14 protein-coding genes and 1 tRNA gene are annotated in these 16,925 nt (G+C 39.3%); 10 read left to right on the forward strand and 5 right to left on the reverse strand.

Going from position 1 to position 16,925, the window contains the following annotated elements; translation table 11 throughout:
- The first annotated feature begins 83 nt into the window (after positions 1-83).
- The 3 genes from HC643_RS18840 to HC643_RS18855 all read left to right on the forward strand — a co-directional run bounded on the left by HC643_RS18840 (position 84) and on the right by HC643_RS18855 (position 1,774).
- Positions 84-935 (forward strand): hypothetical protein, encoded by an 852-nt coding sequence (locus HC643_RS18840; protein WP_038087982.1) that lies wholly within the window; start codon positions 84-86, stop codon positions 933-935.
- A 208-nt stretch (positions 936-1,143) separates the two neighbouring features.
- Entirely contained in the window at positions 1,144-1,491 is a 348-nt protein-coding gene (locus HC643_RS18850; RefSeq protein WP_038087985.1) for a DUF190 domain-containing protein, read from the forward strand.
- Between the two features lie 64 nt (positions 1,492-1,555).
- Positions 1,556-1,774 carry a hypothetical protein gene (locus HC643_RS18855; RefSeq protein ID WP_038087989.1) on the forward strand — a complete coding sequence of 73 codons (219 nt, stop codon included), beginning with the start codon at positions 1,556-1,558 and terminating at the stop codon, positions 1,772-1,774.
- A 211-nt stretch (positions 1,775-1,985) separates the two neighbouring features.
- On the opposite strand, the gene HC643_RS18860 is transcribed toward HC643_RS18855, so the two are convergent.
- On the reverse strand, positions 1,986-2,282 hold the full coding sequence (locus HC643_RS18860; protein WP_038087991.1) for a helix-turn-helix domain-containing protein: 297 nt from the start codon (positions 2,280-2,282) through the stop codon (positions 1,986-1,988).
- Complete coding sequence (locus tag HC643_RS18865) at positions 2,279-2,626, reverse strand: type II toxin-antitoxin system RelE/ParE family toxin (RefSeq protein ID WP_038087994.1); 348 nt, start codon at positions 2,624-2,626, stop codon at positions 2,279-2,281. The genes HC643_RS18860 and HC643_RS18865 overlap by 4 nt, the downstream gene beginning before the upstream one ends.
- A gap of 427 nt (positions 2,627-3,053) precedes the next feature.
- On the opposite strand from HC643_RS18865, the gene HC643_RS18870 reads away from it, so the two are divergent.
- The 4 genes from HC643_RS18870 (at position 3,054) to HC643_RS18885 (ending at position 6,457) form a co-directional block, all read left to right on the forward strand.
- Positions 3,054-3,138 (forward strand) — tRNA-Ser (locus HC643_RS18870).
- A 420-nt stretch (positions 3,139-3,558) separates the two neighbouring features.
- Positions 3,559-3,915 (forward strand): hypothetical protein, encoded by a 357-nt coding sequence (locus HC643_RS18875; RefSeq protein ID WP_038087997.1) that lies wholly within the window; start codon positions 3,559-3,561, stop codon positions 3,913-3,915.
- 101 nt (positions 3,916-4,016) lie between these two features.
- Positions 4,017-5,201: a radical SAM protein gene (locus HC643_RS18880; protein ID WP_038087999.1), complete on the forward strand. Its 1,185-nt coding sequence runs from the start codon at positions 4,017-4,019 to the stop codon at positions 5,199-5,201.
- An 89-nt stretch (positions 5,202-5,290) separates the two neighbouring features.
- On the forward strand, positions 5,291-6,457 hold the full coding sequence (locus HC643_RS18885) for a CapA family protein (RefSeq protein ID WP_038088002.1): 1,167 nt from the start codon (positions 5,291-5,293) through the stop codon (positions 6,455-6,457).
- Positions 6,458-6,596: 139 nt separating this feature from the next.
- On the opposite strand, the gene larE is transcribed toward HC643_RS18885, so the two are convergent.
- Positions 6,597-7,421, reverse strand: coding sequence for an ATP-dependent sacrificial sulfur transferase LarE (larE, locus tag HC643_RS18890; RefSeq protein ID WP_038088005.1), 825 nt, complete (start codon positions 7,419-7,421; stop codon positions 6,597-6,599).
- 235 nt (positions 7,422-7,656) lie between these two features.
- On the opposite strand from larE, the gene HC643_RS18895 reads away from it, so the two are divergent.
- Positions 7,657-8,526 (forward strand): branched-chain amino acid ABC transporter permease, encoded by an 870-nt coding sequence (locus tag HC643_RS18895; RefSeq protein WP_038088008.1) that lies wholly within the window; start codon positions 7,657-7,659, stop codon positions 8,524-8,526.
- Positions 8,527-8,616: 90 nt separating this feature from the next.
- On the opposite strand, the gene psaX is transcribed toward HC643_RS18895, so the two are convergent.
- Positions 8,617-8,763: a photosystem I protein PsaX gene (gene psaX, locus HC643_RS18900; RefSeq protein ID WP_038088011.1), complete on the reverse strand. Its 147-nt coding sequence runs from the start codon at positions 8,761-8,763 to the stop codon at positions 8,617-8,619.
- A gap of 90 nt (positions 8,764-8,853) precedes the next feature.
- Positions 8,854-9,756, reverse strand: coding sequence for a lipoyl synthase (gene lipA / locus HC643_RS18905; protein WP_038088014.1), 903 nt, complete (start codon positions 9,754-9,756; stop codon positions 8,854-8,856).
- Positions 9,757-10,087: 331 nt separating this feature from the next.
- Between lipA and HC643_RS18910 the strand changes: the two genes are divergently transcribed.
- A complete protein-coding gene (locus HC643_RS18910; protein WP_038088016.1) occupies positions 10,088-10,726 on the forward strand; it encodes a response regulator in 639 nt (212 codons plus the stop codon).
- Between the two features lie 541 nt (positions 10,727-11,267).
- Positions 11,268-16,907: a trifunctional serine/threonine-protein kinase/ATP-binding protein/sensor histidine kinase gene (locus tag HC643_RS18915; protein ID WP_038088020.1), complete on the forward strand. Its 5,640-nt coding sequence runs from the start codon at positions 11,268-11,270 to the stop codon at positions 16,905-16,907.
- The last annotated feature ends 18 nt before the right edge of the window (positions 16,908-16,925 follow it).

Consider the following 16,925-nt stretch of genomic DNA (forward strand, 5'->3'; position numbering starts at 1 on the left):
TTGAACGGCGTATTTGGCGCAGTATTACTCATCACCTAGTAGAGTTTCTACCTCCAGGGTTAATATCTCCGAGGACAAATCTAATGGCACAGAATATAAACAAAACAGGGTTGTTGCAGAAGGTTATTAAAAGCTTGCAGGAAGTGGCAGATTTTATTTTCAGTCCTTGGATGCATCGTGCATATGTTAAATCACTGCACAGACGAGTCGAATACCTAGAGCGAAAAGTCTATGAAGGTGTACCAAATACAGAAGAACGCCTAGAAGTGCTAATTCAGCATTGGCAAAACCAGTTTGACTTACTGCAAAATCAAGCCAAAACTCAGTTAGATAAGCTTGTAGAATATGACTTGCACCAGCAAGTCCTAGAAATCCTCAAGGAACAAACGCATATTATTATCCAAACAATAAAACCCAATATAGAAGATTTGGTATGCGAGATTGAGAAGAAAAAGCATTTAGACGATAAAGAAACAGAAGCAGACCTTCAAGCAAAACAACACAAGTTGCAAGAATCTTTAACACAAATTCAACACTTGAATGATTTGCTACCACATATAGAAGCACAGACAGCAGCTAGTCTAGAAGCTGGACATTGGCTGCTAGCGATTAGAGAAGACTTAGCACAAGACTTGGCAAAAGAGTTATTGGGTAGGCAAAATTCTCAGATAAAAGTGTTCCGCACTCAGTTGAGTAGATACCTAAAGCTCCTTGGTAGTTGTCTGGAAAATGGTATTGAACCTCGTTTGTTGTATCAAGGAATTATCAGCCACGAGCAACCATCACCTGAGATCTACCTAGAAGCATTTAATCTCATTAAAAATCGATACATTCCAGAGTGGGAATACTCATCCCACGTTTCCAAAAAAGCAGCTGAGGAATTGAAGAAGTATTTCAATTACTTGACTGACTATCTAGTCACAGTTTTGCTATGAACTGAAACATCCACATTCACAGGCGCTAACTCAATAGGTTACAAAACCTTAACCTTCGCAATCTCATTGCTGTCAAGATACGATCGCTTTATGGAATCGTGGCAATTTGTTAAAAGTTAGTTCCTATTGGGCAGGCAGTGCAATACTGGGAATTGTCAGCGTTCAGTTAGGAACAGTTTTAGCCAGATTGTGGAGGTAAAAAGTTGTTATGGCAGCTTGGAAACAACTCACAATATATATAGGCAAATCAGATCGTTGGTACGGTCAGCCACTGTACACAGCTTTAGTTGGACTTGCCAGAAAGCGGGGAATAGTTGGTGCAACAGTAACGCAAGCAATAACAGGGTTTGGAAAACAAACCTCTTGTCAAACTTGTGAACTTTGGGAGTTGTCCTCTGATATACCGATTGTGGTAACCATGATAGACCGAGAGGATGCTCTTGATGAGATATTACCATATATTAAAGAAATGGTCAGGGATGGGCTAGTCACTCTTCAAAACGTTGAAGTTATGCACCACGCACCGCTTCCATCCGGTTATCGCAAGTTTAATTGAGTGCTACTTGCTTTAAGTATTACAATGAGCAAGTTAGAAATGTGCTCCACTCACTTTAAAACTAATGACTATTTCTAAAGTAGAAGTCAAGCAGTTACTAGAACGATTAATTTTTGAGGATACACCTTCTCAAGAATGGGTGCAGGATGTTTGGGAATTCAGCCCAACACTGGGAGACAGTGCAGCAAAGTTACTAGAAGTATATGAAGCATTAATTGATTGCTGCTCGGAAGAGCAGTTGGATAATTTGCTGCAAAGCTACTATCAGCAACGTCTTGGATAAATTACACTGACTTGCAGAAGGCTACAGGTTCTATTAGTGGGCAAAAAATAGTTCACAAATTAAGGCGTCAAACACTCCTTAATTTTACAAACAACAGTTGGAGAGGTGGCAGAGTGGTTGAATGAGTGCTTCCTAAAGTCCGTGTAGTAAGCGTTTCAGGAATTTTTAGGAGTGAACCAGATGTGGGGCTAGTATCTTAAGTAAAAAAAATCTATCGATCCACATTAGCTAATTCAATTCGTACTTGCATACCAACAGCCTTAGCAGCACGCCCGATAGTGTCCAAGGTTACTGACACATTATCTGGATCTAAAAGTCTGTCGAGAGATGACCTACTAGTATTCATAAGCTTTGCCATCTCAACTTTGGATATGTTCTTTTCTTTCATTGCTTGTTGTAATTGCCAAGCAATCACCCGTTTTATTACAACCAGGTTAATCTCTTCAAGAGTGCCTTCTTCTTCTAGAAGATCGTCAAGAGACGAACCGACATAAGGATTATTACTCATCCATTCATCTCCAAATCTTTTTTACGCTCTAAAGCTAAATTCAACTCTTTAGGTGGTGTTTTCTGAGTTTTTTTGATAAACCCATGAAGCAAAATCATTTCTTCTGCATAAATACAGAAGAAAACACGCGCTATCCCTTGAGGTAAATTAGTGCGAATTTCATATAATCCATCCCCCATGGGACGACAAACTGGCATTCCAATGGGAAAACCAAATTCAACTGTCTTGATATCAACACCAATTAAGTATCTGGCATCTTTATCTAGGTTTTTTAACCAATCACGAACTGGCTCGTTACCATTTTCGTTTTTATAAAATCTTGCTGGGACTCGTTTTTCTTCCATGTGTACCAAATCAAGTTAAAAGTGTTGCCATTCAAAAAAGTTGGAACTGTACTTTTCGATCGGCTACAACAAGATAACTCGACTTGATGCACCTAATGTACCTTTTTTGGTGCATAACGTCAACACTGAATTGAAAACATAATATCCTTTTTGTCAACGTATATTAGTGGACCGGCGCTCTAGCGAACGGTACAACCAAAGAGGTAAGATCTCACCTTATGTATGAGTAAAAATGCTTTAGCAGAAATGTGGATGGGTAGCAGTAACCTAGCCGGGGGCGATCGTACTTGTTGTTTTTTGATACTTTTTAGGATAGGATAGATGCTGTATTTTTAATCTCGTGCTAATTTAAGAAAAAAGGCGTTTCACTAACCTCGCCCTATAGGGATGAGTTTTAATTTGCAGTTAGAGCCTTAATATATTTTTTGGAGAGGTGGCAGAGCGGTTGAATGCGGCGCACTCGAAATGCGTTTTAGGGTGACCTAACGGGGGTTCGAATCCCCCCCTCTCCGTTTTAATATCTGTAAAACTTTCAGCAACGCTTACCTTTGTAGAAACGGTTGCATTGTTTGAATTGGTTGAATAAATGGTTGAATTTGTAAAACTTATTTAATAAATTCCATAACATAAAAATAATTTAATACCGTCGCCTGTCATGACTCATACCATTTGGCGTCGCTCGCAAGTGACGTAAATTCTGTAGAGACACATTGTTGGAAGTGTCTCTACACCCTCAAATTGTGTCATCCTTTTCATCAGCAGCAGACTGGTGCTACATCTCAGTTGGCGAGCCTGCTTTTACCTTCTAAAAAAAGTTTTTAGCGATCGCAGCATACCCTGCATAAATCAAATCGGTCAGACATATGAACCGGTAGGAGCAAGAAAAACAAAAATTGCTCTCATAAAAATTCACTACCTACCGGGAGAGATCGATGATTTTTTTACGTTCTAAATCTAGCCATTTTGCTTTGTTGGTGAGCTTGACTTTAGCAAGTTCGATTATTAGCACTGTTGCTAGGGCAGAGTCAAATCCTTTTATTTCCAAAAACACCGTAAGTCAACCTAGCATTCAGAAAATTAACAATCCTATTATCCGCGATAAAATTGATATTTTTACTCCAGGCAAAATCAATGGTGCCGATCAATTTAAAGAAGGATTTGCCGACTTTAAAGAAAAACCAGGTTTTGCTGATTTTACCAAACCTGTTGATAAATCGAGCATTGCAGACCCATCTATTATACAGCGTCCGTCCGCAGTTGATACATTCAAACAAATTCAAACTCGTTAAGTTTGAATATTTTTCAAGGTAATTCTAATTTCAGTCAGACTTAGTTAACTTTGTAAAGACGTTTTGGCAAAACGTCTTTACCTTACTCATAGGTAATTATCATGATACAGGAAACAAAAAAAGTTCAATTTGTTGTCAAAACATCCAAACATTGTAACCTGAGATGTCGCTACTGTTATGAATACGCAGAGTTAGCCAACAAACAAGCGATCGCACTAGCTCAAATACAGCAAATGTTTACCAATATTGCTAGTTACTATCAACATTTAGATTTTGATATTGAAATTGAGTTTGTCTGGCATGGTGGAGAACCATTACTACAAAAACCTGATTTTTACTGGCAAGTGTTCGAGCTACAAAAACAGATATTTCAGTTTGACAATATTCGAGTTAGAAATGGCGTACAAACAAATTTGACATTATTAGACTCACAACGCATAAAACTTTTAAAAGAAGGATTCGATGGTGTAGGAGTTTCAATAGATCTATTTGGAGGATTGCGAGTTTACCAAACAGGTATTGAATCCCAAAATAAGGTTTTAGAAAACATAGATAAACTGACAAATGCCGGGATTGATTTTGGTTGTATCAGCGTCCTCACCAAGCAAAACTTAGAGTTTATTCCAGAAATATACAATTTTTATCGACAAATGAATCTATCTGCAAGAATATTACCTTTATTTAAAGGTTCATTTGAAAATCAACATCAAGGTTTTGAGATTACTGCATATGAAGTCTTAGAAGCTTATAAAAAACTAGTAGATTTATGGCTAGCAGATGAAAAATTGGTTTGGATATCTCCAATTTATGAAGCAATTAAGCAGGTAGTTCATCACTACACGCCCAATGCTCCAACAAGTTTCTATGATAAAGGTGAATGGGAGTCAATTTATATTGTTGATGTTGATGGAGAAGTCTACAGCTATGCAGATGCTTACTTAATAAGCCATACGCACGGAAATATCTTTAATCAACCCCTCGGCGCATTAATTAAGAGTTCTCAGCACCACAAAATAGTTATCGAAGCAGAAGAAAGACTTCAAGAAACTTGCAGTCAATGTAAATTTTTCGGTAGTTGTAGCGGTTATCCAATCGCCGAAGGAAATCGACAATATAATGAGATGAATTCAGACGGTTCGATTAAGTGTATTGTTGATAAAGGAATTCGACAATATATTGAGTATCGTCTGTTTGAAATGGGAATTATCGATCTAGATAGAGGATATGTAAAATTGGAACGATTGGATCTCAATCGCCAAAGTTCGCCCAGTTTAGCTTATATTTAGATGTTTAGCATTGTCAACTTGAATGTATTTTCCTATTAAAAGTTGCCTTTTTCAAGATATACTAGCGCCATATTTCGAGGAGTGCAACTATGGTGAGCCAGCGTTTGGGCAAACTGTGGTCGTTTGGCTTTATCAGTTTGTGTTTCTGCTTGGGTATTAGTATAGGATTATTCATTCGCTTTGGACAGTTACAGCGATCGCAAGCTGCAACTACATCCACAGATACATTGCCAGTTCCTTTCTCTGTACCCGAATTTCCAACCTCAGATACCATAACAATCCAAGCAGTTGGAGACATTATTCCAGGAACAAACTATCCTAACTACAGGTTACCAAGCGATCGCAACCAACTGCTGCCACAATCTGTACGAGCGTATTTGCAAAGAGCAGACATTTTATTTGGTAACTTTGAAACTAGCTTAACCAACTACCCCTACAGCGCCAAAGACATCAGCCGGGGACAAGTATTTGCCTTTCGTTCCCCACCCTCCTACGCTCAACTGTTTGCTGATGTTGGATTTGATGTTATGAACATAGCCAACAATCATGCACGAGATTTTGGTTTCATAGGGTTCCGAGACACAGTCAAGCACCTTAAAGAGGTTGGCATAGACACATTAGGACATAAAAATCAAATTCTTGTATTAGAACTTGATAATATTCGAGTGGCAATGATTGGGTTTGCTCCCTACGAACATTACAATTCCATTCACGACCTAGATACAGCCAAAGCACTCGTAGAAGAAGCTAAAAGAAATGCCAACATAGTCATTGTGTCAATGCATGCAGGAGCCGAGGGCACCAGTGCATTAAACGTCAAAAACAAAACCGAGTATTTCTATGGAGAAAATCGAGGAAATTCCATCAAGTTTGCGAGAACAATGATTGATGCAGGAGCAGATTTAGTTCTCGGACACGGTCCCCACGTTCCGCGAGCAATGGAAATCTATAATGATAAACTCATTGCATACTCTTTAGGAAATTTTTTGGGATATCGAACGCTATCCACAGTAGCCCAAACAGGGTACTCAATGATTTTAGAAGTTAAGCTTAATTCTCAGGGAAATTTGGTAGGAAGTAAAATTATCCCCGTTCGTTTAGATCGGCAAGGAATTCCCCGCATCGATCAACGCTTCCATACAGTAGGACTTTTACGTCATTTAATTAGTAAAGATTTTCCCAACCAACAAGTCAAAATTAATAAGAAAGGCGAAATTGTTTTAGAAGATAGCAATTTAGTTGCCGAAAAAGAATAAATTGGTTGAAAATCGGACAGGCGAGAACGCCCATCCCACATCCCTAGGTTCCTTGTTTTCTCGCTCCCAGGTTCTACCTGGGAATGCACATTTCGAGGCTCTGCCTCAACTTCGTGTCAGGCGTGGGGCTTCTGACCGATTATGCCCGTTGTACAATCTCTCGATTTAAAACCTGATTGAGCTTTCCACTGCGAAAACCTTCCAAATCAAGAGTAACGAATAGAAAACCAAATCCCTGAAAAGTAGAAACGAGTGACTGCAAATCTGTCTTAGCGACAAAGTCTTTAATTTCTTCTGGTGGCAATTCTATCCGTGCTATATCTCCTTGAGATCGAACTCGCAAGCTGTTGTAACCTAGCTTTCTTAAATATATTTCTGCCCTCCCGACTCGTTGCAGCTTGGCTACAGTGATCTCTTCACCGTAGGGAAAGCGAGAACTAAGACAAGGTTGTGCGGGTTTATCCCACCAAGGTAAACCAAGTTCTTGGGAAAGTTGCCGCACTTGGGCTTTTGTCATACCAACTTCTGCTAGAGGAGAACGTGCGCCTCTTTCCTTTGCAGCCTGAATTCCCGGACGGTAATCACGTAAATCATCAGCATTCACACCATCTACCACATAAGGATATCCCAATGCAGTCGCAAGGGGCTTGAGTGTATCGTGCAGTTCGCTTTTACAAAAATAGCATCGGTTAATTGGGTTAGAAGTATAGTCGGGATTTTCCATTTCGCGTGTTTGAACAATTCTATGACTAATCCCAATAGTTGCCGCTTGAATTTTAGCGTCCTCCAACTCCTCCGGTAACAGCGAAGGGGAAACTGCTGTGACAGCTAAAGCACGTTCACCCAAAACATCACACGCAACCTTAGCGACCAAAGTACTATCAACCCCCCCAGAGTAGGCAATTAATGCCTTATCCATCTCTAGAAAGATGCTTTTTAGTGTTTCAAGTTTTTCTGCAAGCATTTTAGTCAACAACCCCCATAGTAGCACCCAATCAATTTCATTGTAGAAGGGTATCGAAGGGAATGAGAGGTCAGGTGGATACCGACCACAAATATTGCGCGGTGGGTGGTGCCAACCCAATAAAAATCAATAATTTTAGATAGCCAAAGGGAGTAGTTATCTCCGCTTTTGCACAAATCAGGTAATATTCTCTAGATACTCCGAATCAGTAGTTGGAGGAGTTTGTGACAAAATTATGAATTTACAATTTGCTCAATTGATTGTTAATGGTATTGCTGTGGGAAGTATTATTGCTTTAGCAGCAGTTGGACTAACGCTAACTCTGGGAATTTTACGGTTATCTAACTTTGCTCATGGTGATTTTTTGACTTTAGGAGCTTACTTAACATTTGTACTGAATACATTATTTAAGCTGAATATTTGGTTATCTATGGTAATAGCAGCAATTGGTACAGTTGCTGCAATGCTTTTAGCGGAAAAGCTGCTGTGGTCGAGAATGCGCTCTATCCGTGCGAGTTCTACAACATTCATTATTATTTCCATTGGGTTAGCATTATTTATCCGCAATGGTATTATCTTTATCTGGGGCGGAAGTAACAAAAATTACGATTTGCCTGTTAGTTCTGCTATGGATGTTGGTGGTTTAAAAATACCCCCCAATCAACTGTTGGTTTTTGTTTTGGCTATAGTGGTTATTTTGGTGTTGCACTACGTTCTGCAAAATACCAAAATTGGTAAAGCAATGCGAGCAGTTGCTGACGATTTAGACTTAGCTAGGGTCTCTGGTATTAATGTTGACCAAGTGATTCTGTGGACTTGGACGATCGCTGGTAGCCTAACATCTCTCGGTGGTAGTATGTACGGCTTAATTACAGCCGTGCGTCCAAATATGGGGTGGTTTTTAATCTTACCCTTATTTGCAGCGGTTATTTTAGGAGGTATTGGCAATCCTTATGGTGCGATCGCAGCTGCTTTTATCATCGGTATTGCTCAAGAAGCTAGCACGCCTCTACTTGGTTCTCAGTACAAACAAGGTGTCGCATTATTTATCATGATTTTGGTGCTGCTTGTTCGTCCCAAAGGATTATTCAAAGGAACGATATAAAAGGGATTGGAGATTGGAGATTGTAAATGAGCTAATCAATACCCAATTGCTCATCCCCAATTTCCAATCCCTTTCATCTACTTGAACGTCTTACACTAGAATATGAAAATAAAAGGCAGCGACAAGAAAGTTAATTGCTAACAGTAGTACAGCCCAACCTGTGCGGAAGGGGTAAGGCGCTGTAGCTCCAGTTTTAGCAACGTCTTCGCCTACTTTTTTCTTACCTTCATTAGCCATCGCATTCTCTCCTAATTTAAAGACTTATTAACAGATACCAAATATCTGTCATATTTAGCAAAATTCGTTAGAAATATTTGTCAGACGCTGTTAATTGTCTCCCGCATGATAGGAACTGCGAACTAAAGGTCCGGAACGAACATGGCTAAATCCCATATCTTGAGCGACTTTGCCTAATTCATCAAACTCTTCTGGTGTCCAATACTTTTGTACTGGCAAATGTTCTAAAGACGGACGCATATACTGACCGATAGTTATACGATCGCATCCCACTTTACGCAAATCCACCATCGTTTCAATAATTTCCTCTCTCGTTTCCCCGTGTCCTAGCATCAATCCTGATTTTGTAGGAATGATAGGGTCAATGTCTTTAACCACTTGCAGGACAAAAAGCGAGCGATCGTATTTCGCCCCCCGACGTACTGGTCCTTGTAAACGTCGTACTGTTTCAATGTTGTGATTGTAACAGGCTGGTTTGGCTTGCACTATTGTCTTGATGCGATCGCGCTGACCTTCCTCACCAGCACCCACACCACCCCAAAAATCTGGTGTCAGTACTTCGATTTGAGTTTCTGGGTTCATTTGGCGAATCGTCTCCATCGTCTTCACAAAGTGACCCGCCCCTTGGTCTGGTAAATCGTCACGAGCAACAGAAGTCAGCACCACGTAACGCAATTCTAAGAGCTGCACTGCTTCTGCAACCTTTTGAGGTTCCTCCAAGTCAACAGGCATTGGTGCGTGACCTTTATCCACTTGACAAAAAGCACAAGATCTAGTGCAGGTAGGCCCCATAAGTAAAAAAGTAGCAGTTTGTTGGGCGTAACACTCACCCCGATTCGGGCAGCGTCCTTCTTCGCAAATGGTGTGAATTTGACGTTGCCTGATAATCCGTTGTACCGTTGAGAGTTCGCTAGCTTTACCAATCGGGCGGCGCAACCATGAAGGCATTGCCATAATTTCAGTTTTAATTTGAGATGGCTCTAAAGCAGTCATAAATCATTCAAAATTTTGCTAAACGCAGTTGCCTGAGGCGATTTTTGAGAAAAATTGTACCTCTATAGGGGCGCAAGACCTCCATATTCCTACAATAGGTTACTGATTCATTCGTCGGTAATTTATTTTCAGAAAATCACCTAAGTATTACTTTGCCACAATCACAGAGTTAAGACCGCTGTTTGTTACGTATGACACTTCAAGTATTGTCACTTCTATCGGAAATTACTCTCCCCCGATCCAGAGATATGTTGGGTATAGTGGGAGAATTCTTGACGCCCAAGGGCGCAACTACCATATAAACCTAAAGTTTCTATTAGAGCAAACAGTCGTGACAAGTAACAAAATTTTAGTTATCGATGACACTACAGTTGTCAGGGTAAAAGTACGAGAAATGTTACCACCAGGAAACTTCCAAGTTTTGGAAGCAAAAGATGGTGTAGAGGGATTGAATTTAATTCGTCAGGAAAAACTGAGCCTGATTATGCTAGATTTCCTACTTCCTAAGAAAAATGGCTGGGAAGTGTTTCAAGAGCTCCAAGCCAATAGTGATTTGAGGAAGATTCCTTTAGTCATCATGTCTGGTCGTAAAGAAGAGGTGACGGAGAAAATCCCCGAACCTTTTGAATATTTTGAGTTTCTTGGAAAACCTTTTGACCAAAAGCAACTCATTGGCGCAATCAAGTCCGCCATGACCAAGGCTAAACAACCACGTCCCGAACCAGCCCAGGTAGCAGTCGCAGCCACCTCCAACGGAGTCGCAGCTACCTCCAATGGAGTCGCAGCTACTTCCAATGGAGTCGCAGCTACTTCTAATGGAACCAGTGCAGTTACCTCTACTGAGTCTGGGTCTTCGGCTGCAGAAATCCAAGCATTAAATGAAAAAATTGCCAAAATGCAGGCAGAAATTGATGCTTTGAAAAAACAACTCAATCAAGTTGTAACTTTTATCAAACAAAAAGTTAAATAGCGATCGGTATCGTGAGGATATGTCTCTAACGCTGTACTTAACATAGAGTACGGCGTTTAGATTTTTGTTGACTAACTCACTGGGCTAAAGCCACAGAGATTCTTTTCGGACATCATGCATACAGACAAGAGCCTACGGTGGTCAAAGCACCATCTAGACTGTCTTCCCAATTCTCAAACTGGGTTCGAGTTTACTTGAACCGTTTGACACTTTTACAGTTTCCTTTCGGGTCGTGTCTGTCAATCACCGCCTTGGAACTACTGAATTCGGTGGTACTTGTGCAAAATTAAATATACATTGCTGAACGCTATACCCTTGATTTAGCAAAGCCAAGAGTGAAAGATAAATATATAAATTAATGTATATAACTACTGACTGGATCTCAGACCACACAGTCAGTTAAGTTCTAAGACAGCGGGGTTAATAATTATTAAGTTTTTCAAAAAAACGCAAAAATACTACTTTCGGCTCGTGACATGATACAAAGACTGTGCTTCTGGGAATACTAAATTAGAAGTATATTATCCAGAGCATAATGTAGATGTTGATACAGCTAGATACAATTTTTGCTATTCCTGGCTATCGCATAACTCAACAAATTTACTCGGGAAGCAAAACCCTGGTTTATCAAGGTATTCGGGAAAAAGACCAACAATCGGTTATCTTAAAACTGATGCGGAATGAATACCCAACCTTTCATGAAATTGCTCAGTTTCGCAAACAGTATGCGATCGCTAAAAATCTCAATTGTGCGGGTATTGTCAAACCCTATAGTTTGGAAAGCTATCGCAACAGTTATGTTTTGATTCTGGAAGACTTTGGCGGTATTTCCTTAAAAGAATATATCACTCGTGTAGAAACTACCCAGACAGCGTTTCTACAACAATTTTTTCACATAGCTGTTCAAATTGCCTCTACCCTTCACGAATTACACTGTCATCGCATCATTCATAAAGACATTAAACCTGCTAATATTCTTATTAATCCCACAACATATGAAGTTAAACTGACAGACTTTAGTATTGCTAGTCTCTTACCGAAAGAAATTCAACAACTGACAAATCCCAATTTTTTAGAAGGGACTCTCGCTTACATTTCTCCAGAACAAACAGGAAGAATGAACCGTGGGATTGACTACCGTAGCGATTTCTATTCCCTTGGCGTCACATTTTTTGAACTCCTGACCGGACAGTTACCCTTCACAACAAACGATTCCATGGAGTTGGTGCATTGTCATATTGCCAAACAACCACCCAAAGCTAATTCTTTAAATTCTAATATTCCCTTAACTATATCAGAGATCATCAGCAAGCTCATGGCAAAAAATGCTGAAGATCGCTATCACAGTGCTTTCGGGTTAAAACACGATTTAGAGATATGCAAGCAGCAGTGGCAAGAAACTGGAAATATTATACCCTTTCAGTTGGGAGAACAGGATATTTCCGAGTATTTTTTGATTCCTGAAAAACTCTACGGTCGTCAACAGGAAGTAGAAACTTTACTTGCGGCTTTTGAGCGAGTCACGGGTGGTAAATCTGAAATAGTTTTGGTTGCAGGTTCATCTGGTATTGGTAAGACAGCTGTTGTCAACGAAGTTCACAAACCAATTGTTCGTCAGCGCAGTTACTTTATTAAAGGTAAGTTCGATCAATTTCAACGCGATATTCCTTTATCGGGATTTTTACAAGCTTTTCAAGATTTAATTAGGCAGTTGTTAAGCGAACCTGAGCCCGTTCTTCAACAATGGAAATCTAAAATCTTATCAGCATTAGGCGAACAGGCTCAAGTAATTGTTGATGTTATTCCCAAACTAGAAGTCATTATTGGACGTCAGCCATCAGTCACTGAACTCTCTGGAACTGCTGCTCAAAATCGTTTAAATTTACTATTCCAGAGATTCATTAATGTCTTCACAACAAAAGAACATCCTTTGGTTATCTTTCTGGATGACTTACAATGGGCAGATACAACTTCGTTAAAATTTATTCATTTATTAAGCAGTAAAAATACTGCTTTGGAAGAGCGAACTAAATACTTCAATCAAGAAAAACAAACTATACCTGAGGGAGCTTTTTTACTTATAGGTGCATATCGAGATAATGAAGTCTCTCAAATGCATCCCCTGTCTGTTACTCTCAATGAAATAGAGAAGACAGGAATTTTAATAAATAAAATTAATTTAAAAGAATTAAATTATAACAGTTTAATAAATTTAATTTGTGATACGCTCAATTGTCAAGAAGCTCTATCTATTCCTCTCACAAAGATTGTATTGACGAAAACAAAAGGCAATCCTTTTTTTACTCATCAATTTCTGAAGTACTTACATGATGAATCCATATTAAAATTTGATTTTTCTCATCGTCTTTGGCAGTACAACATTAATGAAGTTAAAGCCATAGCTCTTACAGATGACGTTGTAGAATTTATGGCACTTCAACTAGAGAAGTTGCCAAGCAAAACTCAAGCAGTCTTAAAACTTGCTGCGTGTATAGGTAACGAATTTGATTTAAGAACTCTTGCTATTATCTATGAAAAATCTGAAGTCGATACAGCAGCGGATTTATGGCAATCGTTACTTGATGGTCTTGTTTTACCTGAAACTGGTTATCAGTTATTAGTTGATGACAGCGAACTTTCATCAATTCCTAACGATGGTTATCAAAAGTATAAATTTGTACACGATCGGGTACAGCAAGCAGCCTATTCTCTCATTCCCAACAATTACAAACAGTCAATTCATTTAAAAATTGGGCAATTGTTACTTAGCAGTTTTTCTGTCGAAGAAAGAAAAGAAAAGATTTTTATTTTAGTCAATCAGTTTAATGTAGCAGCAGAACTGCTAGTCGATCCAAGCGAGCGCGATCGACTGTCACAAATGAATTCGATCGCTGGTCGCAAAGCTTTAGCATCAACAGCTTACGTAGCTGCTGTTAAATATTTAACTACCAGCATTCAATTACTACCAAGCGATACCTGGAAAACCAATTATGATTTTACTCTTGCTTTGTATGAAACAGCCGCAGAAGCAGCATACCTAAGCGGTAACTTTGAACTAGCAGAGCAATTGATAGAAGTGGTATTGATACGAGCAAAAACCCTATTAGAGCGAACAAAAGTTTATGAAATTAAGATTCAGGCTGTTGGAGCACAGAGTAAACCGCTACCAGCAATCGATGTTGCACTGGGGTTTTTAAAACTTTTGGGCATTGAGTTTCCAGAGAGCCCCAACCAAACAGATATTCAAGCAGAAATGGCAGAACTTACATCAAATTTAGCTGGCAGACGTATAGAGGACTTAATCGATTACCCAGAGATGACGGAACCTCATGCACTAGCTGCTATGCGTATTTTATCTAGTGTAACGAGTTTTGCCTATCAAGCTATACCTGAGTTGTTTCCTTTACTCGTATTTAAACAAATCAATCTCTCACTTAAGTATGGCACTTCTCCTTTGTCTGCCCTTGTTTATGTTCGTTACGGAATAATACTTTGTGGAGTTGTGGGAGACATAGAGTTTGGCTATAGATTGGGCAAACTCTCTTTAGATCTGTTGGTTAGATTCCAGGTTAAAGATACCATATCACAGGTTCTTATGGGGTTTAATGGAACTATCAGACTTTGGAAAGAGCATATTCGAGAAATATTGCCCTCTCTTTTAGAAATTTATTCTATTAGTTTAGAAACAGGAAGTTTAGAATATGGAGCTTATGCTCTTTATTGTTACTCCTTCTATGCATATTTTATGGGTGGAGAACTTTCACTGCTCAAGCAGCAAATAGAAAATCACAGCCATGCTCTTGAGTCAACCAATCAGATAATGGTGTTAAATTGGAATAATATCTACCTGCAAAGTGTCTTAAATTTATTAAATAAGCAAGAAAATCCATTTGAGTTAATAGGTGAGGCTTATAATGAAAAAGAAATGATAACATATCATCAGCAAGCCAATGACAGCCTTGGTCTTGTGCATTTGTATTTATGCAAGCTTCAGCTGTGTTATTTACTAGCTGATTACAATAAGGCAGTTGAAAATGCTGTTAATGTCGAGAAGTATATAGAAGTGGCAGTTGGGCATTTAGTTGTTACTGAATTTCATTTCTACGATTCTCTGGCACATCTAGCAGTTTATCCTAATGCTGAGAAAATAGAACAAGCAAAAATTCTGGAAAAGGTATCTGTTAATCAAGAAAAAATGCAGAAATGGGCATACCATGCCCCTATGAATTATTTGCATAAATTTTATTTAGTAGAAGCAGAGCGATGTAGAGTTCTGGGTCAATATCTTGAAGCTGTAAATAGTTACGAGCAAGCAATTACCCTTGCTCAAGAAAATGAGTATGTACATGAAGCGGCTCTAGCCAGCGAATTGACTGGTAAGTTTTATCTGGAGTGGGGCAAACTTAAAATTGCCAAAATTTACATAATAGATGCTTATTATGACTATATCCGTTGGGGCTCAAAAGCTAAAGTTGAGGATTTGGAAAAGCGTTATGCTCAATTCCTTGCTACAATTCTTCAACAAGGAAAACTCAACACCGAACCAGCAACGAATAGCTCTAGTGAAAGTCGCACATCCTTATCTACGAGTGGCTCCAATCAAACTGTCCTTGGGTCAAATAGCAGTATTTCCGATTCTTTAGATTTGGCATCTGTTGTAAAAGCTTCAATTGCTCTGTCTGGAGCAATTGAACTCGAGCAGTTGCTGTCTACTTTAATGGAAGTGGTGATGGAGAATGCTGGAGCTTCTAAGTGTGCTCTCATTTTAAGTGAAGGCGATGCTCCCTCTGGGAGCCGCCCAAAGGGCGATCGCTTAGCAACGGACGTGCATCTGATAGTTTCTGCGGTCAGTTCAAATTCAACAAGTGCGCGGATCGACACAGCATTTCCCTCAATCGGTCTCGAATCAAGCAATGATGTTCCCGTGACTTTAATTAACTACGTCAAGCGAACACAGGAAATCGCAGTCATTGGTGATTTAAAAGATAAACCAGTTTTAGGTACTGATAGCTACATTCTTCGCGAGCAACCCAAAAGTCTCTTGTGTATCCCGATTATCAACCAAGGTAAGTTACTGGGTATTCTTTATCTAGAAAATCATTTAACAGCAGAAGCATTTACACGCGATCGCATAGAACTTCTCAAACTTATTACCACTCAAGCAGCAATTTCTCTAGAAAATGCCATACTCTACCAGAATTTGGCACGAGTTAACGAGCGATTGGAAGAATACAACCGTACTTTAGAAGAAAAAGTGTCAGAGAGAACTCGGGAAATTAATGAAAAAAATCAGCATCTGAAGAAAGCTTTAGAAGAGTTACAAAATACCCAAACTCAATTAATTCAAAGTGAAAAAATGTCTTCTTTAGGGCAAATGGTAGCGGGAATTGCTCATGAAATTAATAATCCCATTAATTTTATTCATGGCAATATTAATTACGCTACAGAATACGTAGAATCTTTATTTGATTTAATTACTATATATCAGCAAGAATTCTCAGATTCTTCCACTCTTGCTCGGGAAAAAGCTATTGAAATTGATTTGGATTTTATAGAAGAAGATTTGCCCAAGCTTTTAGATTCCATGAAGGTGGGAACCTCGCGTATTCGGAATATTGTCTTAGGCTTACGCAACTTCTCTCGTTTGGATGAAGCCGAAATGAAACCTGTTGATATTCATGAGGGTATCGATAACACTTTGATGATTCTGCACCATCGATTTAAGGTAAAAGGCACGCTAGGCGATCGCTTTGAGATAGAAGTTATCAAAGAATACAGTCAGCTGCCTTTAGTTGAGTGCTACCCCGGCCAGCTCAATCAGGTATTTATGAATATTATTGCCAATGCGATCGATGCTCTACACGATTGCGCTGAAGCTCAGGGTATACGTTTGTGCGACGGCTACAAACCAACAATTCGCATTCGGACTGAACTTGCAAACAACGATCGCGTCTCGGTTCGGATTGCTGACAATGGTGCTGGGATACCTGAAGATGTGAGTCAGAAAGTCTTCGATCCATTTTTTACCACTAAATCAGTTGGTAGCGGTACGGGCTTGGGATTATCAATTAGCTATCAGATTGTTGTGGATAAACATAAAGGTAGTCTCACTTACAATTCCATACGCGGTGAGGGAACAGAGTTTGTAGTCCAAATTCCGCTAACACAGTCACATAACTAGCAAATAGGTCAGTGTTAA

This window comes from Tolypothrix bouteillei VB521301 (genome assembly GCF_000760695.4).
In the GTDB taxonomy this organism is placed as follows: Bacteria; Cyanobacteriota; Cyanobacteriia; order Cyanobacteriales; family Nostocaceae; genus Scytonema; species Scytonema bouteillei_A.